3 protein-coding genes (2 of these 3 cut by a window edge) are annotated in these 25,326 nt (G+C 72.8%); all 3 read left to right on the plus strand.

Annotation, left to right across the window (positions count from 1 at the left end; translation table 11 throughout):
• Tightly spaced (each overlapping or abutting the next), the 3 genes in view from HD597_RS16680 to HD597_RS16690 form a layout consistent with a single transcriptional unit that may run on beyond the window.
• On the plus strand, positions 1-5,983 hold the 3' end of the coding sequence (locus HD597_RS16680; RefSeq protein WP_253743204.1) for a non-ribosomal peptide synthase/polyketide synthase. Its footprint begins 12,890 nt before the window's first position; 5,983 of the gene's 18,873 nt are visible here — the last part of the coding sequence; its start codon lies beyond the left edge, outside the window; it ends in the stop codon at positions 5,981-5,983.
• Positions 5,980-14,439: a non-ribosomal peptide synthetase gene (locus HD597_RS16685; RefSeq protein ID WP_253743211.1), complete on the plus strand. Its 8,460-nt coding sequence runs from the start codon at positions 5,980-5,982 to the stop codon at positions 14,437-14,439. Before HD597_RS16680 ends, HD597_RS16685 begins: the two co-directional genes overlap by 4 nt.
• Positions 14,439-25,326: the 5' portion of a non-ribosomal peptide synthetase gene (locus HD597_RS16690; protein ID WP_253743212.1), read on the plus strand. It continues 5,753 nt past the right edge of the window; 10,888 of the gene's 16,641 nt are visible here — the first part of the coding sequence; the start codon lies at positions 14,439-14,441; its stop codon lies off the right edge, out of view. Before HD597_RS16685 ends, HD597_RS16690 begins: the two co-directional genes overlap by 1 nt.

A 25,326-nucleotide genomic window follows, 5' to 3' on the forward strand; every position in this document is an offset into this window, starting at 1 on the left:
GGAGGCGCCGATCCGGGCGTGGCTGTTCGACGAGCGGGTCCTGGTGGTGGTGATCCACCACATCGCCAGCGACGGCTGGTCGCGGGCGCCGCTGGCCAAGGACGTGTCGGCGGCCTACGCGGCGCGGCGCGAGGGGCGGGCGCCGGCGTGGGAGGCGTTGCCGGTCCAGTACGCCGACTACGCCCTCTGGCAGCGCGACCTGCTCGGCGACGAGGACGATCCGGGCAGCCTCATCTCCGGGCAGACGGCGTACTGGCGGCGCACCCTTACCGGCGTCCCGGAGGAGCTGGAGCTGCCGGTCGACCGGCCCCGGCCCGCGGTGGCCTCGCACCAGGGGCACAGCGTGCCGATCGAGATCCCCGCCCACGTCCACGCCCGCCTGGCGGAGGTGGCCAGGGCCGAGCGGGCGACCACGTTCATGGTGGTGCAGGCCGCGCTGGCGGTGTTGCTGTCGCGGCTGGGCGCGGGCACCGACATCCCCATCGGCACGGCCAACGCGGGACGTACCGACGAGGCACTGGACGACCTGGTCGGGTTCTTCATCAACACGCTGGTGCTGCGCACCGACCTGTCCGGCGACCCGACGTTCCAGGAGCTGCTCGCCCGGGTGCGCCGGACGAGCCTGGAGGCCCTCGCCCACCAGGACGTGCCGTTCGAACGGCTCGTCGAGGAGCTGGCCCCGAGCCGGTCGCGGGCCCGGCACCCGCTGTTCCAGGTGCAGCTCGACCTGCAGAACATGGCCGAGGCCGTGCTGGACCTGCCCGGCGCCCGGACGGCCGGCCTCCCGGCCGGGGCGTCCGTGGCCAAGTTCGACCTGGAAGTACGCCTCGGCGAGGTCTTCGATCCTCAGGGGGCGCCCGCCGGGGTTCGCGGGTCCGTGATCGGGGCGGCCGACCTGTTCGACCCGGCCTCGGTCGGGCGGATCGCGACGCGGCTCGCCCGCGTGCTGGAACTGCTCGTGACCGACCCGCGGACCCGGATCGAAGCGGTTGACGTGCTCGATGAGGGCGAGCGGCGGCTGGTGGTGGAGGAGTGGAACGCCACGGTGGCGGGTGGGTTGGGTGTGCCGGTGGTGGAGTTGTTCGAGGTGCAGGTGGAGCGGACGCCGGATGCGGTGGCGGTGCGGTGCGGTGGTGAGGTCGTTTCGTATGCGGAGGTGGAGGGGCGGGCCAATCGGCTGGCTCGGGTGCTGGTGGGGGAGGGGGTGGGGGTCGAGTCTGTGGTGGGGGTGTGTTTGGGGCGTGGGGTGGATCTGGTGGTGGCGTTGCTGGCGGTGTGGAAGGTGGGGGCGGGCTATCTTCCGCTCGATCCGGGGCAGCCGGTGGAGCGGATCGCGTTCATGCTGGCCGACAGTCGTGCGGTGCTGACCGTCACGAGCGAGGAGATCGCGGAGGAACTTCCGGCGGGCGGGGGCCGGATGCTGGTGCTCGACGACACCCTCACCCGGCTGCGCCTGGGGGCCGCCTCCGGCGTGAGGCCGGATCGGGTGGTGTCGGGGGATCAGGTGGCTTATGTGATCTACACCTCGGGTTCGACGGGGCGGCCGAAGGGTGTGGTGGTGACGCAGGCGGGGCTGGCGAACTATGTGGGCTGGGCGGCGGGTGTTTATGGGGTGGGTGAGGGTGCTCCGTTGCATTCGTCGGTGGGGTTCGACTTGACGGTGACGAGTGTGTGGGTGCCGTTGGTGTCGGGGGCGGCGGTGGTGGTCAGTACAGAGGGTGGTGCTGAGGGGCTGGCCGGGGTGTTGTCGGATGGTCTGGGCTTGGTGAAGGTGGTTCCGGCGCATCTGGGGCTGCTTGCTGAGACGGTGGGCTCTGATGTGGGGCGGACGTGGGTGGTGGGTGGTGAGGCGTTGCCGGGTGCTCTGGTTCGCTCGCTGCTGGCGCGGTCGCCGGGGTCGGTGGTGGTCAATGAGTACGGGCCGACGGAGACGGTGGTGGGTTGTTGTGTGTTCGAGGCGTCGGCGGGGGTGGGGGAGTGGGTGCCGATCGGGCGGCCGATCGCGAACTGCCGGGTGTATGTGCTGGATGGGCGGTTGCGGCCGGTGCCGCCGGGGGTGGCCGGGGAGTTGTACATCGCGGGTGTGCAGGTGGCTCGTGGGTATGTGGGGCGGGCTGGTCTGACGTCGGAGCGGTTCGTGGCCTGCCCGTTCGAGCCCGGCGCCCGCATGTACCGCAGCGGCGACCGCGTCCGATGGTCGGCCGACGGGCAACTGATGTTCCTGGGCCGCGTGGACGACCAGGTGAAGATCCGTGGGTTCCGGATCGAGCCGGGTGAGGTGCAGGCCGTGCTGGCCGCGCATCCGCTGGTGGCCCAGGCGGCGGTGATCGCCCGTGAGGACAGGCTGGTGGCCTATGTCGTGGGTGCGGAAGGGGTGGCCGGCCTCCTGAGCCGCTACGCCGCGGACCGGCTGCCCGACTACATGGTGCCGTCGGCGATCGTCGCGCTCGACGCGTTGCCGCTGACCGCGAACGGCAAGCTCGACCGCAGGGCTCTGCCGGCGCCTGAGCACGGCGCTGGTGGCGGGCGGGCTCCGGCCACGGTGCAGGAAGAGTTGTTGTGCCGGGCGTTCGCCGAGGTGCTGGGGCTGCCCGTAGTCGGCGTGGACGACGACTTCTTCGCTCTGGGTGGGCATTCGCTGCTGGCGGTGCGGCTGGTCAGCCGGGTCCGGGCCCTGTTGGGGGTGGAGCTGGGGTTGCCGGTGTTGTTCGAGGCGCCGACGGTGGCCGCGCTGGCGGGTCGGCTGGGCGAGGCGGGGACGGCCCGGGTGGCGCTGGCGCCGGTGGCGCGGCCGGAGCGGGTGCCGCTGTCGTACGCGCAGCAGCGGTTGTGGTTCATCGGCCAGTTGGAAGGGCCGAGCGCGACCTACAACATCCCGATCGTGGTCCGGCTCGACGGCGACGTGGACGGCGAGGCACTGGGGCTGGCGTTGCGGGACGTGATCGAGCGGCACGAGGTGCTGCGCACGACCTTCCCCGTGGTCGACGGTCAGCCTTACCAGCGGATTCTCGACCCGGACGAGCTGGTCTGGCGCATGCAGCGGGTGTCGTCGGCGGACCTGGGGGTCGCCGAGGCGACGGGGTACGCCTTCGACCTGGCGTCGGAGGTGCCGATCCGGGCCTGGCTGATCGACGAGCGCGTGCTGGTGGTGGTGATCCACCACATCGCCAGCGACGGCTGGTCACGGGCGCCGCTGGCCAGGGACCTCTCCGCCGCCTACGCCGCCCGCCGCGCGGGCGCCGCGCCGCGGTGGGAGCCGCTGCCCGTCCAGTACGCCGACTACGCGCTCTGGCAGCGCGACCTGCTCGGGGACGACCGGGACCCGGACAGCATGATCTCGCGCCAGGTCGCCTACTGGCGGCAGACGCTGGACGGCCTGCCGGAGGAGCTGGACCTGCCGGCCGACCGCCCGCGCCCCGCGGTGGCCTCCCACCAGGGGCACAGCGTGCCGATCGAGATTCCCGCCGAGGTTCATGCCCGCCTGGCCGAGGTGGCGACGAACGAGGGCGTGACCACGTTCATGGTGGTCCAGGCCGCCCTCGCGGTGCTCCTGTCACGGCTGGGCGCCGGGGCCGACGTTCCCATCGGCGCCACGAACGCGGGACGCACCGACGAGGCGCTGGACGATCTCGTCGGATTCTTCGTCAACACGCTCGTCCTGCGCACCGACCTGACCGGCGACCCGACCTTCCGCGAACTGCTCGACCGAGTCCGCCGGACGAGCCTGGAGGCCCTGGCTCACCAGGACGTGCCGTTCGAGCGGCTCGTCGAGGAGCTCGCCCCGGCGCGGTCACGCGCCCGGCATCCCCTCGTCCAGGTGATGCTGACGCTGCAGAACACCGCCGAGGCCGCGCTGGACCTGCCAGGAGCGCGGACCGGTGAGCTGGCTGCCGGGCCGCCCGTCGCGAAGTTCGACCTGGACGCTCGCCTCGTCGAGACCTTCGGCCCCGACGGCGCCCCGGCCGGTGTGCGGGGATCGTTGATCGGGGCCGCCGACCTGTTCGATCCGGGCTCGGTCGGTCGCGTCGCGGACCGGCTCACCCGGCTCCTGGACCTGCTTGTCAGCGACACCGAGGCTCGCGTCGGATCGGTCGAACTGCTCGACCAGGACGAGCGGCATCGCCTGCTCACCGCGTGGAACGCAGCCCCGGTCCCGGCCCGGCCCGCCACGGTGCCCGAGTTGTTCGAGGCCCAGGCCGCGCGTACGCCGGACGCGACCGCACTGGTGGCCGGCGGTGTCGAGGTCACGTACGCGGACCTCGACGCCCGCGCCGACCGGCTGGCCCGGCTGCTGATCGGGCAGGGGATCGGGCCGGAGTCGGTGGTCGGTGTGTGCATGGAGCGCGGGACCGACCTGGTGGTGGCGATGCTGGGGGTGCTGAAGGCGGGTGGCGCCTACCTGCCGCTGGATCCGGCGTATCCGGTGGAGCGGATCGCGTACTCGCTGGCGGACGCCGGAGCGCGGTGCGTGCTGAGCACCATGGAGCTGCGTGACCGGCTGCCCGCGGAAGTGCCGTGGCTGCTCGTGAACGATCCCGCCGGGCCGGAGACGCCGGCGGCAGGGGTACGGCGGACTCCCACGCCGGACAATCCGGCGTACGTCATCTACACCTCCGGCTCGACCGGCCTGCCCAAGGGGGTGGCGGTCACCCACGCCAACGTCACCGGGCTGTTCGCGCAGACCCGCCCGCTGTTCGGGTTCGGGCCCGACGACGTGTGGAGCTGGTTCCACTCCTTCGCGTTCGACTTCTCGGTGTGGGAGCTGTGGGGGGCGCTGCTGCACGGCGGGCGCGTCGTGGTGGTGCCGTACGAGGTGTCGCGATCGCCGGAGCGGTTCCTCGCCCTGCTCGAACGCGAGCGCGTCACCGTGCTGAGCCAGACGCCGTCGGCGTTCTACCAGCTCATGGCCGTCGAGGAGCACCGGCTCGAAGCGGTCGCCTCGGTACGCGCCGTCGTGTTCGGCGGCGAGGCGCTGGACCCCGCGCGGCTGAGCGGCTGGTGGGAACGCCACGGCGAAGGCGTGCGCCTGGTGAACATGTACGGCATCACCGAGACCACCGTCCACGTCACCTTCCACGAGCTGAGCCCTCGGAGCGCCGTTCCCGGCAGCGTGATCGGGCGCGGCCTGCCCGGGCTGAGCGTGTACGTCCTGGACGAGTGGCTGCGGCCCGCGCCCACCGGCACGGTCGGCGAGGTGTACGTCACCGGCGGCCAGCTCGCCCGGGGCTACCTGGGGCAACCGGCGCTGACGGCGGGCCGGTTCGTGGCCTCGCCGTTCGAACCCGGGCGGCGCATGTACCGGACCGGCGACCGGGCACGATGGACCGCCGGCGGCCACCTGGTCTTCTCCGGCCGGGCCGACGACCAGGTCAAGATCCGCGGGTTCCGCATCGAGCCGGGCGAGGTGCGGGCGGTGCTGGCCGGATGCCCGCAGGTCGAGCAGGCGGCCGTGGTCGCCCGCGAGGACACCCCGGGTGACGTCCGGCTGGTCGCCTACGTGGTGGGCGCCAACGGCACCCACCACGGCGACGGGCCCTCCGACGGCGCGCTTCCCGACGTGGTGCGGCGCTTCGCGGCCGAGCGGCTGCCCGGGCACCTGGTGCCGGCCGCCGTGGTCGTGCTCGACGCGTTGCCCCTGACCGTCAACGGCAAGCTCGACCGCAGGGCGCTGCCCGCGCCCCGGTACGCGGCAGGCGCCGGCCGCGCCCCCGCCGACGCCAGGGAGGAGCGGCTGTGTGAGGCGTTCGCCCAGGTGCTCGGGCTGGAGAGGGTCGGCGTCGACGACGACTTCTTCGCGCTCGGCGGCCACTCGCTGCTCGCCGTGCGGCTGATGAGCCGGATCAGGACCGTCCTGGACGTCGAGGCCGACCTGGCGGCGCTGTTCGACGCGCCCACCCCGGCGGGCCTCGCCCGGCGGCTGGGCGACGAGAGACCCCGGCGGCCCGTGTTGCGGCCCCTGGGCGCCGGGGAGGAGACCGAATGATCCCGTTGTCGTTCGCGCAGCGCCGGTTGTGGTTCATCGGGCAGCTCGAAGGCCCGAGCGCGACCTACAACATCCCCATCGTGCGCACGCTGCCGGGCCAGGTGGACGCCGCCGCGCTCGGCGCTGCCCTCCTGGACGTGATCGGGCGGCACGAGGCGCTGCGCACGGTGGTCGCGACCGTGGACGGGGAGCCGTACCAGCACGTCGTCCCGGTCGGCGAGCTGGCGTGGGAGCTGCGGGTCGCCGACGTGGCGGACCTCGACGACGCGGTGGCGGAGGCCGGCGCGTACGCGTTCGACCTGGCGCGCGAGATCCCCGTCCGGGCCTGGCTGTTCCGCACCGGCGACGGCCGGCAGGTGCTCACCGTGGTGCTGCACCACATCGCCGGCGACGCCTGGTCGATGGGGCCGCTGACCAGGGACGTCTCCACGGCCTACGCCGCCAGGTGCGCGGGCGGGGCGCCGGAGTGGGAGCCGCTGCCGGTCCAGTACGGCGACTACACCATGTGGCAGCGCAAGCTGCTCGGCGACGAGAGCGACCCGGACAGCCTCATGTCCCGCCAGCTCGCCTACTGGCGGGCCCGGCTGCTGGACGCACCGGTGGAGCTGGCCCTGCCGTTCGACCGGCCTCGCCCGCCGGTCGCCTCGTACCGGGGGCTCAGCGAACGGATCGAGATCCCGGCCGCCGTGCACGAGCGGCTGGCGGCGGTCGCGCGGGCCGAGGGCGTCACCACGTTCATGGTGCTGCAGGCCGCGCTGGCGGTGCTGCTGTCGCGGCTGGGCGCGGGCACCGACCTGCCGATCGGCACGGACGTCGCCGGCCGTACCGACGAGGCCCTGGACGAGCTGGTCGGGTTCTTCGTCAACACCCTGGTCCTGCGTACGGACACCTCGGGCGATCCCACGTTCGCCGAGGTGCTCGCGCGGGTGCGGCAGACGGACGTGGCCGCGTACCGGCATCAGGACGTGCCGTTCGAGAAGGTCGTCGAGGAGCTGGCGCCCGCGCGGTCGCTGGCGCGGCACCCGCTGTTCCAGGTGATGCTCACCCTGCAGAACGCCGGCAGGACCGTCGCGGACGGGCCCGCCGGGGACGGCGCCTCGGATGCGCCGGGGGCGCCGGGGGCGCTGGGGGCGAAGTTCGATCTCGAAGTGGTGTTCGGCGAGGTCTTCGACCCCGGCGGCGCGCCGGCGGGGATGCGCGGTGTGGTCACCGCCGCCGCCGACGTGTTCGACCAGGAGAGCGTCACGGCGCTCGCCGGCCGGCTGACGCGGGTACTGGAGCAGGTGACCGCCGACCCCGGCACGCGCCTGAGCGCGGTGGACGTGCTCGGTCCCGCCGAACGGCGGCACGTCCTGGTGGAGTGGAACAAGGTCGCCTCGGCGGCGGTCCCGGTGCCCGACGACATGCGGCCCCTGGCCACGCGCGCGTACGTGCTGGACGAGCATCTCACCCCCACCCCGATCGGCGTCACCGGCGACCTGTACGTGGCCGCCGCCGGGCAACGGCCGGAGCGGTTCGTGGCCAACCCGTTCACCTCCGACGGGACCCTGCTGTACCGCACCGCCCACCGCGCCAGGTGGACGGCCTCCGGCGAGCTCGTCGTCGTGGCCGCGCCCCGCGAGGAGCCGCCCGCGGCCGACCCGCGGCTCGTCGCCTACGTCGTGCCGGCCCCCGGCGCCGTCATCGACGCGGCCGAGCTGAAGGAGTTCGTCCGCCGCCACCTGCCCGAGTCGATGGTCCCCGCGGCGCTGGTCACGCTCGACGAGCTCCCGCTGACGCCGAACGGCAAGATCGACGCCAGGAGCCTGCCGCTGCCCGACCTCACCGCGCTCGCCGCCACCGGCCGCGGCCCCGCCGACCCGCGCGAGGAACTGGTGTGCGCCGCGTTCGCCGACGTCCTCGGCCTGGAGTCGGTCGGCGCCGAGGACGACTTCTTCGCGCTCGGCGGCCACTCGCTGCTGGCCATCCGCCTGGCGGAACGGCTGCGCGCCCAGGGCCTCGACGTGCCGGTACGCGCCCTCTTCGAAACCCCGACCCCGGCCGGCCTGGCCGCCACAGCGGGTGTGGACCGGGCGCCGGTGCCCGCCAACCTGATCCCCGACGGCGCCACCCGGATCACCCCCGGCATGCTGCCCCTGGTGGACCTGACCGCCGATGAGCTCGACCGCGTCGTGGCCTCCGTCGAGGGCGGCGCGGCCGGCATCGCCGACGTCTACCCGCTCGCGCCGCTCCAGGAGGGGCTGCTCTTCCACCACCTGCTGGCGGACGGCGGCGAGGACGCGTACGTGATGCCGACCGTGCTGGAGTTCGACACCCGCGACCGGCTCGACGCCTTCCTCGGCGCGTTGCAGCGGGTGATCGACCGCCACGACATCTACCGCACGTCCATCGTCTGGGAGGGGCTGCGCGAACCGGTCCAGGTCGTCCGGCGCCAGGCGACACTTCCCGTGCGCGAGGTCGAGCTGCCGGAGCAGGACGGTGATCTGGCCGAGCGGCTCGTGGCCCACGCCGGGCAGAGACTGGACGTCGGCCGCGCGCCCATGATCGACGTGCACACCACCGCCGCGCCCGGCGGCCGGTGGCTGGCGCTGGCCAGGGTGCACCACATGGTCCAGGACCACATGGCGCTGGAGGTGCTGCTCGCCGAGATCCTGGGAATCATCTCCGGCCGCGGTGACCAGCTCGCCGAGCCCCGGCCGTTCCGCGACTTCGTGGCCCGGGCCCGCGACGCCGCGGACCGTGCCGCGCACGAACGGCACTTCGCCGAGCTGCTCGGCGACGTCACCGAGCCGACCACGCCGTTCGGCCTGGTGGACGCGCGCGGCGACGGGGCCGGCGTCGTACGCCGGGCCGTGGCGTTCTCCGAGCAGTCGCAGCGGCGGTTGCGCGCGGTCGCCGGACGGCTGGGCGTCAGCACCGCGACACTCATGCACGTGGCCTGGGCCCGCGTGGTGGCGGCGGTGTCCGGCCGCGACGACGTGGTGTTCGGGACGGTGCTGTTCGGGCGCATGCACGCCGGCACCGGCTCCGGGCAGGTCCCGGGCCCGTACATCAACACCCTGCCGGTACGCGTGCGCACCCACGAGCTGACCGTGCTCCAAGCCGTGTCGGAGCTGCGCGGCCAGCTCGCCCGGCTCCTGGAGCACGAGCACGCCCCTCTCTCGCTCGCCCAGCAGGCCGGCGGCCTACCGGCCGAGACCCCCCTGTTCACCTCGTTCCTCAACTACCGCCACAACACCCGGCGAGGCGAGGGTGAGGGCGGCGGCCCGGACGGCATCCGGTTGCTGCTCGCCAGGGAGCGCACCAACTACCCGCTCGGCGTCGCGGTCGAGGACGACGGCGACGGGCTCGCGCTGACCGTGGACGCGGTGGCGCCCATCGACCCGGCGGCCGTCGGCAGGCTCGTCCGCACCGCCGCGGAGAACCTGGTCACCGCACTGGAAGACGCCCTGAACGGCGGCCCCGACCTGCCGCTGAGCGGCATCGACGCGCTCGACGAGAGCGAGCTGCACCGGGTCCTGCACGAATGGAACGCCACGGCGGCCGGGGTACCGGACGCGACGCTGCCGGAGTTGTTCGAGGCCCAGGCGGCCCGCACGCCTGACGCGATCGCCGTCGCCTCGGGCGGCCAGGAGCTGACCTACGCCGAGCTGAACCGGCGTGCCGACGGGCTCGCAGGCGAGCTGCGCGATCGGGGCGTCGGGCCCGAGTCGGTGGTGGCGGTGGTCATGGAACGGGACGCCGAACTGGTCGTCGCCCTGCTCGCCGTGCTCAAGGCCGGAGGGGCGTACCTGCCGCTCGATCCCGAGTACCCGGCCGAGCGGATCGGCTACATGCTGCGCGACGCCGCCCCGGCCGTCGTCCTCGCCTCACCCGGCGTCGCCGCGCTCCTGCCGCCGTCGCCCGCCCCGGCGATCGTCCTGGACGGCACCCCCCGGCCGGCCCCTCCTCAGGCCGCTCCCGCAGGCGCCTGCTCGCCCGACAACCCGGCGTACGTGATCTACACCTCCGGCTCGACCGGCCGGCCCAAGGGCGTCGTGATCACCCATCGGGCGCTGGCCAACCACCTGCGGGCCGCCGCCGAACGGGTGCCGCTCAGCGCGGACGACCGGCTGGTCGCGGTCACCACGGTGTCCTTCGACATCGCGGCGCTGGAGCTGTTCCTGCCGCTCGTGGCCGGTGCCCGGGTGGTGCTCGCGCCCACGGAGACCGTACGCGAGCCGGCCGCCCTGCTCGACCTGGTACGCGGCAGCGGCGCGACGGCCGTGCAGGCGGTGCCCTCCCTGTGGCGGGCGCTGCTCGACACCGGCGACTGGCCCCGCGGCGTGCGGATGCTCGTCGGCGGCGAGGCGCTGCCCGGGGAGCTGGCCGCGGGCGTCACGGCCATGGGAGCGCGGGCCGAGAACCTGTACGGGCCCACCGAGGCCACCATCTGGGCGACGTCGGCCCAGGTGGCGGACGGGCCGGTGACGATCGGGCGGCCGTTCGCCAACACCCGCGCCTACGTACTGGGCCGGGACCTGCGTCCCGTGGCGGCCGGCGTCGCCGGCGAGCTGTACCTGGCGGGCGCCCAGCTCGCCCGGGGCTACCTGCGCCGGCCCGGCCTGACGGCGGAACGTTTCGTGGCCGCCCCCTACGGGCCGGACGGCGAACGCATGTACCGGACGGGTGACCTGGCACGCTGGCGGGCCGACGGCACCCTCGAATGCCTGGGGCGCACCGACGACCAGGTCAAGATCCGCGGGTTCCGCATCGAGCTGGGCGAGATCGAGGCCGTGCTCGAACGCCACCAGCAGGTGGCACGGGCGGCGGTGGCCGTACGGGACGACGCGGCCGGCGGCCCACGCCTGGTCGGATACGTCGTACCGGCGCCCGGCCACCAGCCGGACGGCGCGGCCCTCCGCGAGCACGTGGCCGGAGACCTGCCCGCGTACATGGTGCCGTCGCTGGTGATGGTGCTCGATGCGCTGCCCCTGACGGCCAACGGCAAGGTGGACCGCAAGGCGCTGCCCGCCCCGGACCGGCAACCGGCCGGCGACCGCCGCGCCCCGGCCACCCTGCGCGAAGAGCTGCTCTGCGGCGTGTTCGCCGAGGTGCTCGGGCTGCCCGAGGTGGGCGTGGACGACGACTTCTTCGCGCTGGGCGGGCATTCGCTGCTGGCCGTACGGCTGATCAGCCGCGTTCGTACGGTGCTGGGCGTCGAAGTGCCGCTGCGACTGCTGTTCCAGGCGCCGACGGTGGCCGGGCTGGCCGGCCGGCTGGGGGACGCCGGGGCGGCGCGGCGAGGCGTGCGGGCCGTGGAGCCCCGGCCGGAGCGGGTGCCGCTGTCGTTCGCGCAGCGGCGGGTGTGGTTCATCGGCCGCCTGGAGGGGCCGAGCCCTGCGTACAACATCCCGGTGGTCCTGCGGCTCACGGGCGGCGTCGACGCCGAGGCCCTGGGCGCGGCGCTGCGGGACGTGATCGGGCGGCACGAGGTGCTGCGGACGGTGTTCCCCGAGGTGGACGGGGAGCCCAGCCAGCGGGTGGTGCCCTTCGCGGACCTGGACTGGGAGCTGTCCGTGAGCGGGGTCGCGGACCTCGGCGAGGCGGTGGCCGAGGCCTGCCGGTACGCCTTCGACCTGTCGGCCGAGGTGCCGGTGCGGGCGTGGTTGTTCTCGACGGCCGCGGACGAGCAGGTGCTGGTGGTCGTCGTGCACCACATCGCGGGCGATGGGTGGTCGATGGGGCCGCTGGCGCGGGACGTGTCGGTGGCTTACGCCGCGCGGTGCGCGGGTGCGGCTCCGGCGTGGGAGCCGTTGCCGGTGCAGTACGCCGATTACGCGTTGTGGCAGCGCGAGCTGCTGGGGGACGAGCGGGACGCGGGCAGCGTGGTCTCGCGGCAGGTGGCGTACTGGCGGCAGAGGCTTGCGGGGGCGCCGGAGGAGCTGCCGCTGCCGGTCGATCGGCCGCGTCCGGCGGTGGCGTCCTACCGGGGCGTGACGGTGCCGGTGGAGGTGCCGGCCGAGGTGCATGCGCGGATGGTGGAGCTGGCACGGGCCGAGGGCGTGACCACGTTCATGGTGGTGCAGGCCGCGCTGGCGGTGCTGCTGTCGCGGCTCGGTGCGGGCGGTGACATTCCGATCGGGGCGGCCCACGCGGGCCGGACCGACGAGGCGGTGGAGGATCTGGTCGGGTTCTTCGTCAGCACGCTGGTGCTGCGGACCGACCTGTCCGGTAATCCGACGTTCCACGAGCTGCTGGGGCGGGTGCGGGAAGCGAGCCTGGCGGCCTTCGAGCACCAGGACGTGCCGTTCGAGCGGCTGGTGGAGGAGCTGGCGCCGTCGCGGTCGCTGTCCCGGCACCCGCTGTTCCAGGTGATGCTGACCGTGCAGAACACCGGTCAGGCGGTGCTGGAGCTGCCGGAGGTGTCGGCTGCGGGGATGCCGGTGGAGGCGGCGGCCAAGTTCGACCTGGAACTGGGACTGGCCGAGGTCATGGACCCCTCGGGGGCGCCCGCCGGGGTGCGGGGGTCGTTGGTCGCCGCGGCCGACCTGTTCGATCGAGGGTCGGTGGAGGCGCTGGTCGAGCGGCTGGTGCGGGTTCTGGGGGTGGTGAGTGCGGATCCTCGGGTTCGGCTGAGTGCGGTGGACGTGCTCGAAGCGCAAGAGCGGCGTCTGGTGGTGGAGGAGTGGAACGACACGGCTGTGGGGGTGTTGTCGGGGTCGTTGGTGGGGTTGTTCGAGGCGCAGGTGGGGCGGTCGCCTGGGGCGGTGGCGGTGGTGGGTGCGGATGGTGAGCGGGTGTCGTTCGGGGAGTTGGATGAGCGGGCGAATCGGGTGGCGCGGTTGCTGGTGGGGCGGGGTGTGGGGGTGGAGTCGGTGGTGGGGGTGTGTTTGGAGCGTGGGGTTGAGCTGGTGGTGGTGTTGCTGGGGGTGTTGAAGGCGGGTGGGGCTTATGTGCCGGTGGATCCGGGGTTTCCGGTTGAGCGGGTTCGGATGTTGTTGGGGGATGCGGGGGCGGGCTGGTTGGTGGGCGGGGCTGGGGGTGGGTTGCCGGAGGGGGTGCAGTGGGTTGATCCGGTTGAGGCGGTGGGGCTGTCGGGTGGGCGGCTGGGTGAGGTGTGTGCGGATGGTGCGGCGTATGTGATGTTCACGTCGGGTTCGACGGGGCGGCCGAAGGGTGTGGTGGTGTCGCATGCGGGGGTGGTGAATCGGTTGGGGTGGATGCAGGAGCGGTTGGGGTTGGTGGCGGGTGAGGGGGTGTTGCAGAAGACGTCGTTCGGGTTCGACGTGTCGGTGTGGGAGTTTTTCTGGCCGTTGTTGTATGGGGGTGTGCTGGTGTTGGCGCGGCCGGGTGGTCAGCGGGATGCGGCGTATCTGGCGGGGTTGATTGAGGCGGAGGGGGTGCGGGTGGCGCATTTTGTGCCGTCGATGTTGGAGGTGTTTCTGGCTGAGCCTGCTGCTGTGCGGTGTGGGGGGTTGCGGTGGGTGGTGTGTTCGGGTGAGGCGTTGCCGGTGCATGTGATGCGGCGGTTTTTTGAGGTGCTGGGTGGGGTGGGGCTGGAGAATTATTACGGTCCGACTGAGGCGTCGGTGGATGTGACGGCGTGGCGGTGTTGTCCGGGGGCGGAGTCGGTGCCGATCGGCCGGCCGGTGGCCAACACCCGGACGTACGTGCTGGATGAGTTCCTGCGGCCGGTGCCGCCGGGAGTGGTGGGTGAGTTGTATCTGGCCGGGGTGCAGCTCGCGCGGGGGTATGTCGGGCGGGCCGGGCTGACCGCGGAGCGGTTCGTGGCGTGCCCGTTCGGGCGGGCCGAAAGGATGTATCGGACCGGGGACCGGGCGAGCTGGTCGGCCGAGGGCGAGTTGTTGTTCGCCGGGCGTGCCGACGATCAGGTGAAGGTGCGCGGGTTCCGGGTCGAGCCGGGCGAGATCAGTTCGGTGCTGGCCGGCTGCCCTGGCGTGGAGCAGGTCGTGGTGGTGGCGCGGGAGGACGTGCCGGGGGACGTGCGGCTGGTGGCGTATGTGGTGGCATCGGGCGAGATTTCGGTCGACGCCGTCAGGGAGTTCGCCGCCGCGCGGTTGCCGGAGTACATGGTGCCCTCGGCGGTGATCGTACTCGACGAGCTGCCGGTGACCGTCAACGGCAAGCTCGACCGCAGGGCCCTGCCCGCCCCCGCGTACGCCGCCACCCCCAGCCGGGCCCCGGCCACCCGCCAAGAGGAGCTCCTGTGTGCGGCGTTCGCGCACGTCCTCCGGCTGGAAGGCGTCGGCGTGGATGACGACTTCTTCGCCCTCGGCGGCCATTCGCTGCTGGCGGTGCGGCTGGTCAGCCAGATCCGGGCGGTGCTCGGTGTGGAAGTGCCGTTGAAGGTCCTGCTGGAAGCCCCGACGGTCGCAGGACTTGCACGACAGCTTGGTGATCTCAAATCAGCGAGGCCGGCGTTGCGGCCCATGCGTACCCAGAAGGAGTCCTGATGATTCCGTTGTCGTTCGCGCAGCGCCGGTTGTGGTTCGTCGCCCGGTCGGAAGGGCCGGGCGCCACCTACAACATGCCGGTCGTGCTGTCGCTGTCGGGCGAGGTCGACGCCGGGGCGCTGGGTCTGGCACTGCGGGATGTGATCGGGCGGCACGAGGTGCTGCGCACGACCTTCCCGGACGTGGAAGGCGAGCCCTACCAGCACATCGTGGCCGCCGAGGAGCTGGCCTGGGAGCTGACGGTGACCGAGGTCGCCCCTGCCCGCCTGCCCGACGCGGTGGCCGAGGCGGCGGCGTACGCCTTCGACCTGTCGTCGGAGGTGCCGATCCGGGCCTGGCTGTTCGAGGCCGGGGCGGATGAGCGGGTGCTGGTGGTCGTCGTCCATCACATCGCCGGCGACGGCTGGTCGATGAGGCCGCTGGCGCGGGACGTGTCGGTGGCTTACGCCGCGCGGTGCGCGGGTGCGGCTCCGGCGTGGGAGCCGTTGCCGGTGCAGTACGCCGACTACACGCTCTGGCAGCGCGAGCTGCTCGGCGACGAGAAGGACCCGGACAGCCTCATCTCCACGCAGCTGGCCTACTGGCGCGACGCCCTGGCCGGCATCCCGGAGGAGCTCGGCCTGCCCTACGACCGGCCCCGTCCCGCGGTGGCCTCGCATCGCGGGCACACGGTGCCGATCGAGGTGCCGGCCGAGGTGCACGCGCGGGTGATCGAGCTGGCGCGCGCGGAAGGCGTGACCACGTTCATGGTGTTGCAGGCCGCGCTGGTCGTGTTGCTGTCGCGGCTGGGCGCGGGCACGGACGTTCCCGTCGGCACGACGGTGGCCGGCCGTACCGACGTCGCCCTGGACGACCTGGTCGGCTTCTTCGTCAACAACGTCGTCCTGCGTACGGACCTGTCCGGCGACCCCGCCTTCACCGAAGTGCTCTCCCGCGTCCGGCAGACCGGGTGGAACGCGTTCGCGCACCAGGAACTGCCGTTCGACCGGCTGGTGGAGGAGCTGGCGCCGTCGCGGTCGATGGCCCGGCATCCGCTGTTCCAGGTGATGTTCAAGGTCCAGAACCACAGCGCGGCGGAGCTGGAACTGCCGGGAGCCGGTGCCGGCGGGCCGTCCCGCGCGGTGTCCGCGCAGGTCGCGACGGAGCTGTCGGCGGCCAAGTTCGACCTGGACTTCACGCTGGATGAGGTGTTCGGCGCGGGTGGCGCCGCCGGGGGGCTGCGGGGGTCGGTGGTGGCGGCGGCGGATGTGTTCGATCGCGGGTCCGTGGAGGTGCTGGCCGGGCGGTTGGCGCGGGTCCTGGACGCGGTGACCGGTGAGCCGGGTACGCGGTTGAGCGAGGTGGAGGTGCTGGACGAGGCCGAGCGCCGGCTGCTGGCCGACTGGAACGACACGGCGGCCGAGGTGGCGGCGGGGTCGTTGGTGGAGTTGTTCGAGTCGCAGGTGGCGCGGGCGCCTCAGGCGGTGGCGGTGGTGGCTGGTGAGGTGCGGTTGTCGTTCGCGGAGGTGGATGAGCGGGCGAACCGGCTGGCGCGGTTGCTGGTGGGGCGTGGTGTGGGGGCGGAGTCGGTGGTGGGGGTGTGTCTGGAGCGTGGGGCGGGCTTGGTGGTGGCGTTGCTGGCGGTGTTGAAGGCGGGTGGGGCGTATGTGGCGCTGGATCCGGCGTATCCGGGGGAGCGGTTGCGGTGGATGGTGACGGACGCGGCGCCGGTGGTGGTGCTGGTCTCGGCGGGGACGGCGGGTGTGGTGGCGGGGGCGCCGGTGGTGGTGTTGGACGATCCGGTGGTCGGGGCGGAGCTGGCCGGTTATGCCGCGGGCGCGCTGGGTGTGGAGGTGGGTGGCGGGAATGCGGCGTATGTGGTTTATACGTCGGGTTCGACGGGGTGGCCGAAGGGTGTGGTGGTGCCGCATCGCGGGGTGGTGAGCCTGTGTGAGTGGTCGGCGCGGGCTGTGCTGGCGGGAATCGGCCGGGTGGCGTTGACGACGTCGGTGTCGTTCGATGCGTCGTGGAATCAGCTGGCGGGGTTGTTCGCGGGTTGTGAGTTGCATGTGGTGGATGGTGAGACGTGGTTGGATGCGGGCCGGTTGGTGGGGTGGCTGGCGGCGGGTGGGGTCGGCTTCATGGAGGTGACGCCGTCGTATGCGCAGGTGCTGGTGGAGCATGGGTTGGTGGAGCGGGCCGGGTTGAGGCGGCTGGGTGTGGGTGGTGAGGCGGTGCCGGCGGGGTTGTGGGAGCGGCTGGCCGGTAGCGGGGTGGAGGGGTTCAACTTCTATGGGCCGAGTGAGTGCACGGTGGATACCGCGGTGGCGTGGATCGGGACGCAGCAGGGTCCGGTGATCGGTCCGCCGGTCGCCAACACGCGGGTGTACGTGCTGGATGATCGTCTGGCGCCGGTGCCGGTCGGGGTGGCGGGGGAGTTGTATGTCGCCGGTGCGGGGGTGGCGCGTGGTTATTTGAATCGGCCTGGTTTGACGGGTGAGCGGTTCGTGGCGTGCCCGTTCGAGGCTGGGGTGCGGATGTATCGCAGTGGGGATCGGGTGCGGTGGACGGCCGGGGGTGAGCTGGAGTTCCTGGGGCGGGTGGATGACCAGGTGAAGGTGCGGGGCTTCCGCGTCGAGCCGGGCGAGGTGCAGGCCGCCGTCGCCACGCATCCGCAGGTGGCACAGGCGGCCGTGATCGTGCGGGAGGACCAGCCGGGGGATCGGCGGCTGGTGGCCTACGTGGTGCCGTCGGGTGAGATGTCGCCCGAGGCGGTACGGGCCCATGTGGCGGAGCGGCTGCCGGAGTACATGGTGCCGTCGGCGGTGGTGGCGCTGGAGGCGCTGCCCCTGACGGCGAACGGCAAGCTGGATCGGGCCGCGCTGCCCGCTCCCGGAGCGGTGACGAGGGCGGGCCGGGCGCCGGCCGACGCGCGGGAGGAGATGGTGTGCGCGGCGTTCGCCAAGGTGCTGGGCGTCGAGTCGGTGGGCGTGGACGACGACTTCTTCGCCCTGGGCGGCCAGTCGCTGCTGGCGATCCGCCTGGTGGCGCTGTTGCAGGGCCGTGGCGTGTCGGTGTCGGTGCGCTCGTTCTTCCAGGCGCCCACCCCGGCCGGGCTGGCCCGCTCGGTGGGAGAGCAGCAGGTCGAGGTCCCGGCCAACGCCATCCCGGCCGGCGCCACCTCGATCACCCCCGACATGCTGCCGCTGGTGGACCTGACCGCGGGCGAGCTCGACCGGATCGCGGCCGCGGTGGAGGGCGGCGCGGCCAACATCGCGGACGTCTACCCCCTGGCGCCGCTCCAGGAAGGTCTGCTGTTCCACCACCTGCTGACAGAGGGTGGCGAGGACGCGTACGTGATGCCCATGGTGCTGGAGTTCGACTCCCGCGACCGCCTGGACGCCTTCATCGACGCGGTGCAGCGGGTGGTCGACCGCCACGACATCTACCGCACGTCGATCGTCTGGGAAGGGCTTCGCGAGCCGGTCCAGGTGGTCTGGCGGCAGGCGACCCTCCCGGTGCGCGAGGTGGCGCTCCCGCAAGGCGACGGCGTTCTGGCCGAACGCCTGGTCGCCCACGTCGGCCAGGTCATGGACCTGGGCCACGCGCCGCTGATGGACGTACACCTCACCCAGGTTCCCGGCACCGGCCGCTGGCTCGGGCTGGTGCGCAACCACCACATCGTGCGCGACCACACCGCGCTGGAGATCGTCCTGCGAGAGGTGCGCACGATCCTCGCCCACCGCGACGCCACGCTGCCCCGGCCGCTGCCGTTCCGGAACTTCGTGGCCCAGGCCCGCGGCGCCGTCGAGCGGGCCGAGCACGAACGCTACTTCACCGGCCTGCTCGGCGACGTCACCGAGCCGACCGCGCCGTTCGGCATGGTGGACGTGCGCGGCAACGGCGCGGGCGCGGTCCGCAAGGTGGTGCCGTTCTCCACCGGCCTGCACACCCGGCTGCTGGAGGTCGCCCGCCGCGTAGGGGCCAGCCCGGCGACGTTGCTGCACGTGGCCTGGTCGCGGGTCCTGGCGGCGGTGTCCGGCCGCGACGACGTCGTGTTCGGCACGATCCTGTTCGGCCGCATGAACGCGGGCACCGGCTCCGACCAGGTGCCCGGCCCGTACATGAACACCCTGCCGGTACGCGTGCGCACGGGCGAGCTCGGCGTGCTGGACGCGGTGTCGGCGATGCGGAGTCAGCTGGCCGGGCTGCTGGAGCACGAACACGCCCCGCTCACGCTGGCTCAGCAGGCCAGCGGTGTGCCGGGTGACCTGCCGCTGTTCACCGCGCTGTTCAACTACCGCCACAACACGAGCGGGCCCCAGGAGCAGCAGGAACCGAGCGGCGGCCTCGACGGCATCGACCTCGTCTACCTGCGCGAGCGCACCAACTATCCGCTGCTGGTGTCGGTGGACGACGACGGGAACCGGATCTCGCTGGCGATCGACGCGGTGGCGCCGATCGACCCGGGCGAGGTGGGGGTGCTGGTCCGCACCGCCACGGAGAACCTGGTCGGCGCGCTGGAGGACTGCCTGGCGGGCGGTCCCGAGATCGGGCTGGGCGCCGTGGGCGTGCTGGGCGCCGAGGCACTGGACCGGCTGCTGCGTGAGTGGAACGACACGGCTGTGGAGGTGGCGCCGGCCACGCTGGCCGGATTGTTCGAGGCGCAGGTGGCGCGGACGCCGGATGCGGTGGCGGTGGCCGCGGATGGTGTGGAGCTTTCCTACGCCGAGCTGGATGCCTGGGCGAACCGGCTGGCCGGGGTGCTGGCGGGCCGGGGTGTGCGGGCCGAGTCGGTGGTGGGGGTGTGTCTGGAGCGGGGCATCGAGTTGGTGGTGTCGGTGCTGGCCGTGCTCAAGGCGGGTGGCGCGTATCTGCCGATCGATGCGCGTTATCCGGTGGAGCGGATCGCGTTCATGCTCGCCGACACCAGCGCCGTGACCGTGCTGACGTCGGCGGGTCTGGCGGATCGGCTTCCGCAGGACGTGCGGCCGGTGCTGGTCGAGGATCCCGGGCCGGTCGGCGGGCCGGTGGAGGGGCATGTGCTGCCGGGTCATGCGGCTTATGTCATCTACACCTCGGGTTCGACCGGGCGGCCGAAGGGGGTGGTGGTCGAGCAGCGGTCGGTGGTGGGGTTCCTGCAGTGGGCGGTGCGGGAGTTCGGCGGGGCGGACTTCGCTCGTGTGCTGTTCTCGACGTCGTTGACGTTCGACGTGTCGGTGTTCGAGTTGTTCGGTCCGTTGGTGTCGGGTGGTTGTGTCGAGGTCGTGCCGGATGTGCTGGCGGTCGCCGATGAGAACCGTGACCTGGGCGGGGTGAGCCTGGTCAGTGGCGTGCCGTCGGCGCTGGCGCAGGTGGTCGGTTCCGACGTGCTGCATGTCCGGCCCCGGACCGTGGTGCTGGCGGGTGAGGCGTTGTCGGCGGACGTGGTGGCGGGTCTGCGGGCGGCGGTGCCGGGGGCGCGGGTGGCCAACATTTACGGCCCCACTGAAGCGACTGTCTACGCCACGGCTTGGTATGCCGACGGTGATGTGGACGGCGCCGTGCCGATCGGCCGGCCGGTGGACAACGCGCGGGTGTATGTGCTGGACGGCGCGATGAATCCGGTGCCCGTCGGGGTGGCCGGGGAGTTGTATCTGGCCGGTGGCGGGCTGGCGCGCGGCTACCTCAACCGGCCGGCGCTGACGGGGGAACGTTTCGTCGCCGACCCGTTCTCCGACGCCGGGGGGCGGCTGTATCGGACCGGGGACGTGGTGCGCTGGAACGCCGATGGTCAGGTGGAGTATCTGGGCCGGGTGGACGAGCAGGTCAAGATCCGCGGGTTCCGGATCGAGCTGGGTGAGGTGCAGGCGGCGGTGGCTGCTCACCCGGGTGTGGCGCAGGCGGTGGTGGTGGCCCGGGAGGACACGCCGGGTGACAAGCGCCTGGTCGCCTACGTCGTCCCCGCCGGAGACGAAGCAGATCTGGCCGAGGCGGTGCGCGGGTTCGTGGCCGACCGGTTGCCCTCCTACATGGTGCCGGCCGCGATCGTGCCGCTGGACGCGTTGCCACTGAACGCCAACGGCAAGCTCGACCGCAAGGCCCTGCCCGCCCCGGAGTACACGGCGGGCACCGGCCGTGCCCCCGCCGACGTCCGCGAAGAGATCCTCTGCGCGGCGTTCGCCGAGGTGCTCGGCCTGGACGGCGTCGGCGTGGACGACGACTTCTTCGCCCTCGGCGGCCACTCCCTGCTCGCGATCCGCCTGGTCGCCCTGGTCCGGTCACGCGGCGTCTCGGTCTCCGTACGGGCCCTGTTCGAGGCGCCCACCCCCGCCGGGCTGGCGAGGTCGATCGGCGAGACGCTCGCGGCGGTACCCGAGAACCTGATCCCGGCCGGCGCCACCGTCATCACGCCCGGCATGCTCCCCCTGGTCGATCTGACCCCGGACGAGATCGACCGCGTGACGGCCACCGTCGAGGGCGGCGCGCCCAACGTCGCCGACGTCTACCCCCTCGCGCCCCTGCAGGAGGGCCTGCTGTTCCACCACCTGCTGGCGGACGGCGGCGAGGACGCGTACGTGATGCCGACGGTGCTGGAGTTCGACTCCCGCGACCGGCTGGACGCCTTCACGGACGCGCTGCAGCGGGTGGTCGACCGCCACGACGTCTACCGCACGTCGATCGTGTGGCAAGGAGTGCGGGAGCCGGTCCAGGTGGTCTGGCGCCGCGCGGTCATGCCGGTCGAGGAGGTGGAGCTGGACCCGCGCGGCACCGACCCGGTCGCGGAGCTGGTGACGCGCGGCGGCACGTCGATGGACCTCGGCCGGGCCCCGCTGATCAGGATGCACGCCGCCGCCCTCCCCGGCACCGGGAAGTGGCTGGCCCTGGTCAGGATCCACCACCTGGTGCAGGACCACACGGCCCTGGAGGTCCTGCTCGACGAGGTACGGGCCTTCCTCACCGGCCGGGGCAGGCACCTGGCGGAGCCGCTGCCCTTCCGGGACTTCGTCGCCCAGGCCAGGAACGGCGCCCGAGGCGTCGACCACGAACGCTACTTCGCCGGCCTGCTCGGCGACGTCACCGAGCCGACCGCGCCCTTCGGCGTCGTGGACGCCCGCCGCGACGGCATGGACACCGTACGGGCCCGCGTCGCCTTCGAACCCGAACTCCACGCCGGGCTGCTGGAGGCCGCCCGCCGGGTGGGCGCGAGCCCGGCGACGTTGCTGCACGTGGCCTGGTCGCGGGTCCTGGCGGCGGTCTCGGCCGGTGACGACGTGGTCTTCGGCACGGTCCTGTTCGGGCGGATGAGCACGAGCGCCGGGTCCGACCGTGTCCCCGGCCCCTTCATCAACACCCTGCCCGTACGCGTGCGCACGGGCGAGCTCGGCGTGCTGGACGCGGTGTCGGCGATGCGGAGCCAGCTGGCCGGGCTGCTGGAGCACGAACACGCCCCGCTCACGCTGGCTCAGCAGGCCAGCGGTGTGCCGGGTGACCTGCCGCTGTTCACCGCGCTGTTCAACTACCGCCACAACACCCCGGGCGAGGCCGGACCGGCCGCCGACGAGGGACTGCACGGCATCAGGCGGGTCTACTTCACCGAGCGCACCAACTATCCGCTGCTCGTGTCGGTGGACGACGACGGCGACGCGATCTCGCTGGCGGTGGACGCGGTGGCGCCGATCGACCCCCGCAGCGTCGGCACCCTGCTCCGCACCACCACGCGCAACCTCGTCTCCGCGCTGGAATCGGCCCTGGACGGTGGCCCCGACCTGCCGCTGAGCACCGTGGAGGTGCTGGACCAGCGGGAACAGGACCGGCTGCTGCGTGAGTGGAACGACACGGCCGTGGAGGTGGCGCCGGCCACGCTGGCCGGATTGTTCGAGGCGCAGGTGGCGCGGACGCCGGATGCGGTGGCGGTGGCCGCGGATGGTGTGGAGCTTTCCTACGCCGAGCTGGATGCCTGGGCGAACCGGCTGGCCGGGGTGCTGGCGGGCCGGGGTGTGCGGGCCGAGTCGGTGGTGGGGGTGTGTCTGGAGCGGGGCATCGAGTTGGTGGTGTCGGTGCTGGCCGTGCTCAAGGCGGGTGGCGCGTATCTGCCGATCGATGCGCGTTATCCGGTGGAGCGGATCGCGTTCATGCTCGCCGACACCAGCGCCGTGACCGTGCTGACGTCCGAAGACCTGGTCGATCGGCTTCCGCAGGACGTGCGGCCGGTAGTGGTCAACGGCCCGGAACTGCCCGGCAGTCCGGTCGAAACGCGGGCTTTGCCGGGTCATGCGGCTTATGTCATCTACACCTCGGGTTCGACCGGGCGGCCGAAGGGGGTGGTGGTTGAGCAGCGGTCGGTGGTGGGGTTCCTGCAGTGGGCGGTGCGGGAGTTCGGCGGGGCGGACTTCGCTCGTGTGCTGTTCTCGACGTCGTTGACGTTCGACGTGTCGGTGTTCGAGTTGTTCGGTCCGTTGGTGTCGGGTGGTTGTGTCGAGGTCGTGCCGGATGTGCTGGCGGTCGCCGATGAGAACCGTGACCTGGGCGGGGTGAGCCTGGTCAGTGGCGTGCCGTCGGCGCTGGCGCAGGTGGTCGGTTCCGACGTGCTGCATGTCCGGCCCCGGACCGTGGTGCTGGCGGGTGAGGCGTTGTCGGCGGACGTGGTGGCGGGTCTGCGGGCGGCGGTGCCGGGGGCGCGGGTGGCCAACATTTACGGCCCCACTGAAGCGACTGTCTACGCCACGGCTTGGTATGCCGACGGTGATGTGGACGGCGCCGTGCCGATCGGCCGGCCGGTGGACAACGCGCGGGTGTATGTGCTGGACGGCGCGATGAATCCGGTGCCCGTCGGGGTGGCCGGGGAGTTGTATCTGGCCGGTGGCGGGCTGGCGCGCGGCTATCTCAACCGGCCGGCGCTGACGGGGGAACGTTTCGTCGCCGACCCGTTCTCCGACGCCGGGGGGCGGCTGTATCGGACCGGGGACGTGGTGCGCTGGAACGCCGATGGTCAGGTGGAGTATCTGGGCCGGGTGGACGAGCAGGTCAAGATCCGCGGGTTCCGGATCGAGCTGGGTGAGGTGCAGGCGGCGGTGGCTGCTCACCCGGGTGTGGCGCAGGCGGTGGTGGTGGCCCGGGAGGACACGCCGGGTGACAAGCGCCTGGTCGCCTACGTCGTCCCCGCCGGAGACGGAACGGGTCTGGCCGAATCCGTCCGAGCGTTCGTCGCGGACCGGTTGCCCTCCTACATGGTGCCGGCCGCGATCGTGCCGCTGGACGCGTTGCCGCTGAACGCCAACGGCAAGCTCGACCGCAAGGCCCTGCCTGCCCCCGACCACACCGCCCAAGCGGGACGTGGCCCGGCCGACGTGCGGGAGGAGATTCTCTGCGCCGTCTTCGCGCAGGTGCTCGGCCTGGACGGCGTCGGCGTGGACGACGACTTCTTCGCCCTCGGCGGCCACTCCCTGCTCGCGGTCCGGCTCGCCAGCCGCGTCCGGTCGGTGCTCGGCGTCGAGATGCCGCTGCGGGCGTTGTTCGAGACGCCGACGGTGGCGGGGCTCGCGGCCCGGCTGGGCGACGCGGACGCGGCACGGGCCGGACTGGCGGCGAGGGAGCGGCCGGAGCGGGTGCCGTTGTCGTTCGCGCAGCAACGGTTGTGGTTCATCGGCCAGCTCGAAGGGCGCAGCGCGACCTACAACGTGCCGATCGTGTTGCGCCTGGCGGACGAGGTCGATCAGGAGGCGCTCGGCCTGGCCCTGCGGGACGTGATCGAGCGGCACGAGGTGCTGCGGACGGTCTTCCCCGTCGCGGACGGCGAGCCGTACCAGCACGTCGTGCCCCTGGACGAGCTGGACTGGAGCCTGACGGTCGCCGGCGTGCCCGACGTGGACGAGGCGGTCGCCGGCGCCACGGAGTACGCCTTCGACCTCACCACGGAGGTGCCGATCCGGGCGTGGCTGTTCGACGAGCGGGTCCTGGTCGTGGTGATCCACCACATCGCCAGCGACGGCTGGTCGAGGGCGCCGCTGGCGCGTGACTTCTCGCTGGCGTACGCGGCCCGCCGTGAGGGGCGGGCCCCGGCGTGGGAGCCGATGCCGGTGCAGTACGCCGACTACGCCCTCTGGCAGCGCGACCTGCTCGGCGACGAAGCCGACCCGGACAGCCTGATCACGCGCCAGGTCGCGTACTGGCGGGAGGCCTTGGCGGGGGCGCCGGAGGAGCTGGCGTTGCCGTTCGATCGGCCGCGTCCGGTCGTGGCCTCTCATCGGGGTCACAGTGTGCCGTTGCTGGTTCCGGCCGAGGTGCATGCGCGGCTTGTCGCTGTCGCTCGTGCCGAGGGTGTGACGGTGTTCATGGTGTTGCAGGCCGCGCTGGCGGTGCTGTTGTCGCGGCTGGGCGCGGGGACCGACATTCCGATCGGGTCGGCGAACGCGGGCCGCACGGACGCGGCGCTGGAGGACCTGGTGGGCTGCTTCGTCAACACGCTGGTCGTGCGGGCGGACCTGTCGGGTGATCCGGAGTTCCGCGCGCTCCTGGCCCGGGTCAGGGAGCGGAGTCTGGCCGCGTTCGCCCACCAGGATGTGCCGTTCGAGCGGCTGGTGGAGGAGCTGGCGCCGTCGCGGTCGATGGCCCGGCACCCGCTCTTCCAGGTGGTGCTGACCAAGGGCGACACCATCGGCGCGGCCCTGGACCTGCCCGTCGTCCGGCCGGGAGCCGCGTCGGCGGGCGATCGGGCCGCCAAGTTCGACCTCGACGTGATGGTCAGCGAGGCGTTCGACGGCGAGGGTGCGCCGGCGGGGGTGCGGGGTTCGGTGACGGTCGCCACGGATCTGTTCGATCCGGAGTGGGCCGAGCGCATCATGCGGTATTGGGTGCGGGTGCTGGAGACGGTGAGCTCCGAGCCGGGTACGCGGCTCAGCCGCGTGGATCTGCTGGATGCGGGTGAGC

It is taken from the genome of Nonomuraea thailandensis, from assembly GCF_024172165.1.
Classification (GTDB): domain Bacteria; phylum Actinomycetota; class Actinomycetes; order Streptosporangiales; family Streptosporangiaceae; genus Nonomuraea; species Nonomuraea thailandensis.

Excerpts from the sequence above, each read along its gene's own strand:
- HD597_RS16685 (WP_253743211.1), top strand. The coding sequence starts at position 5,980 with ATGATCCCGTTGTCGTTCGCGCAGCGCCGGTTGTGGTTCATCGGGCAG.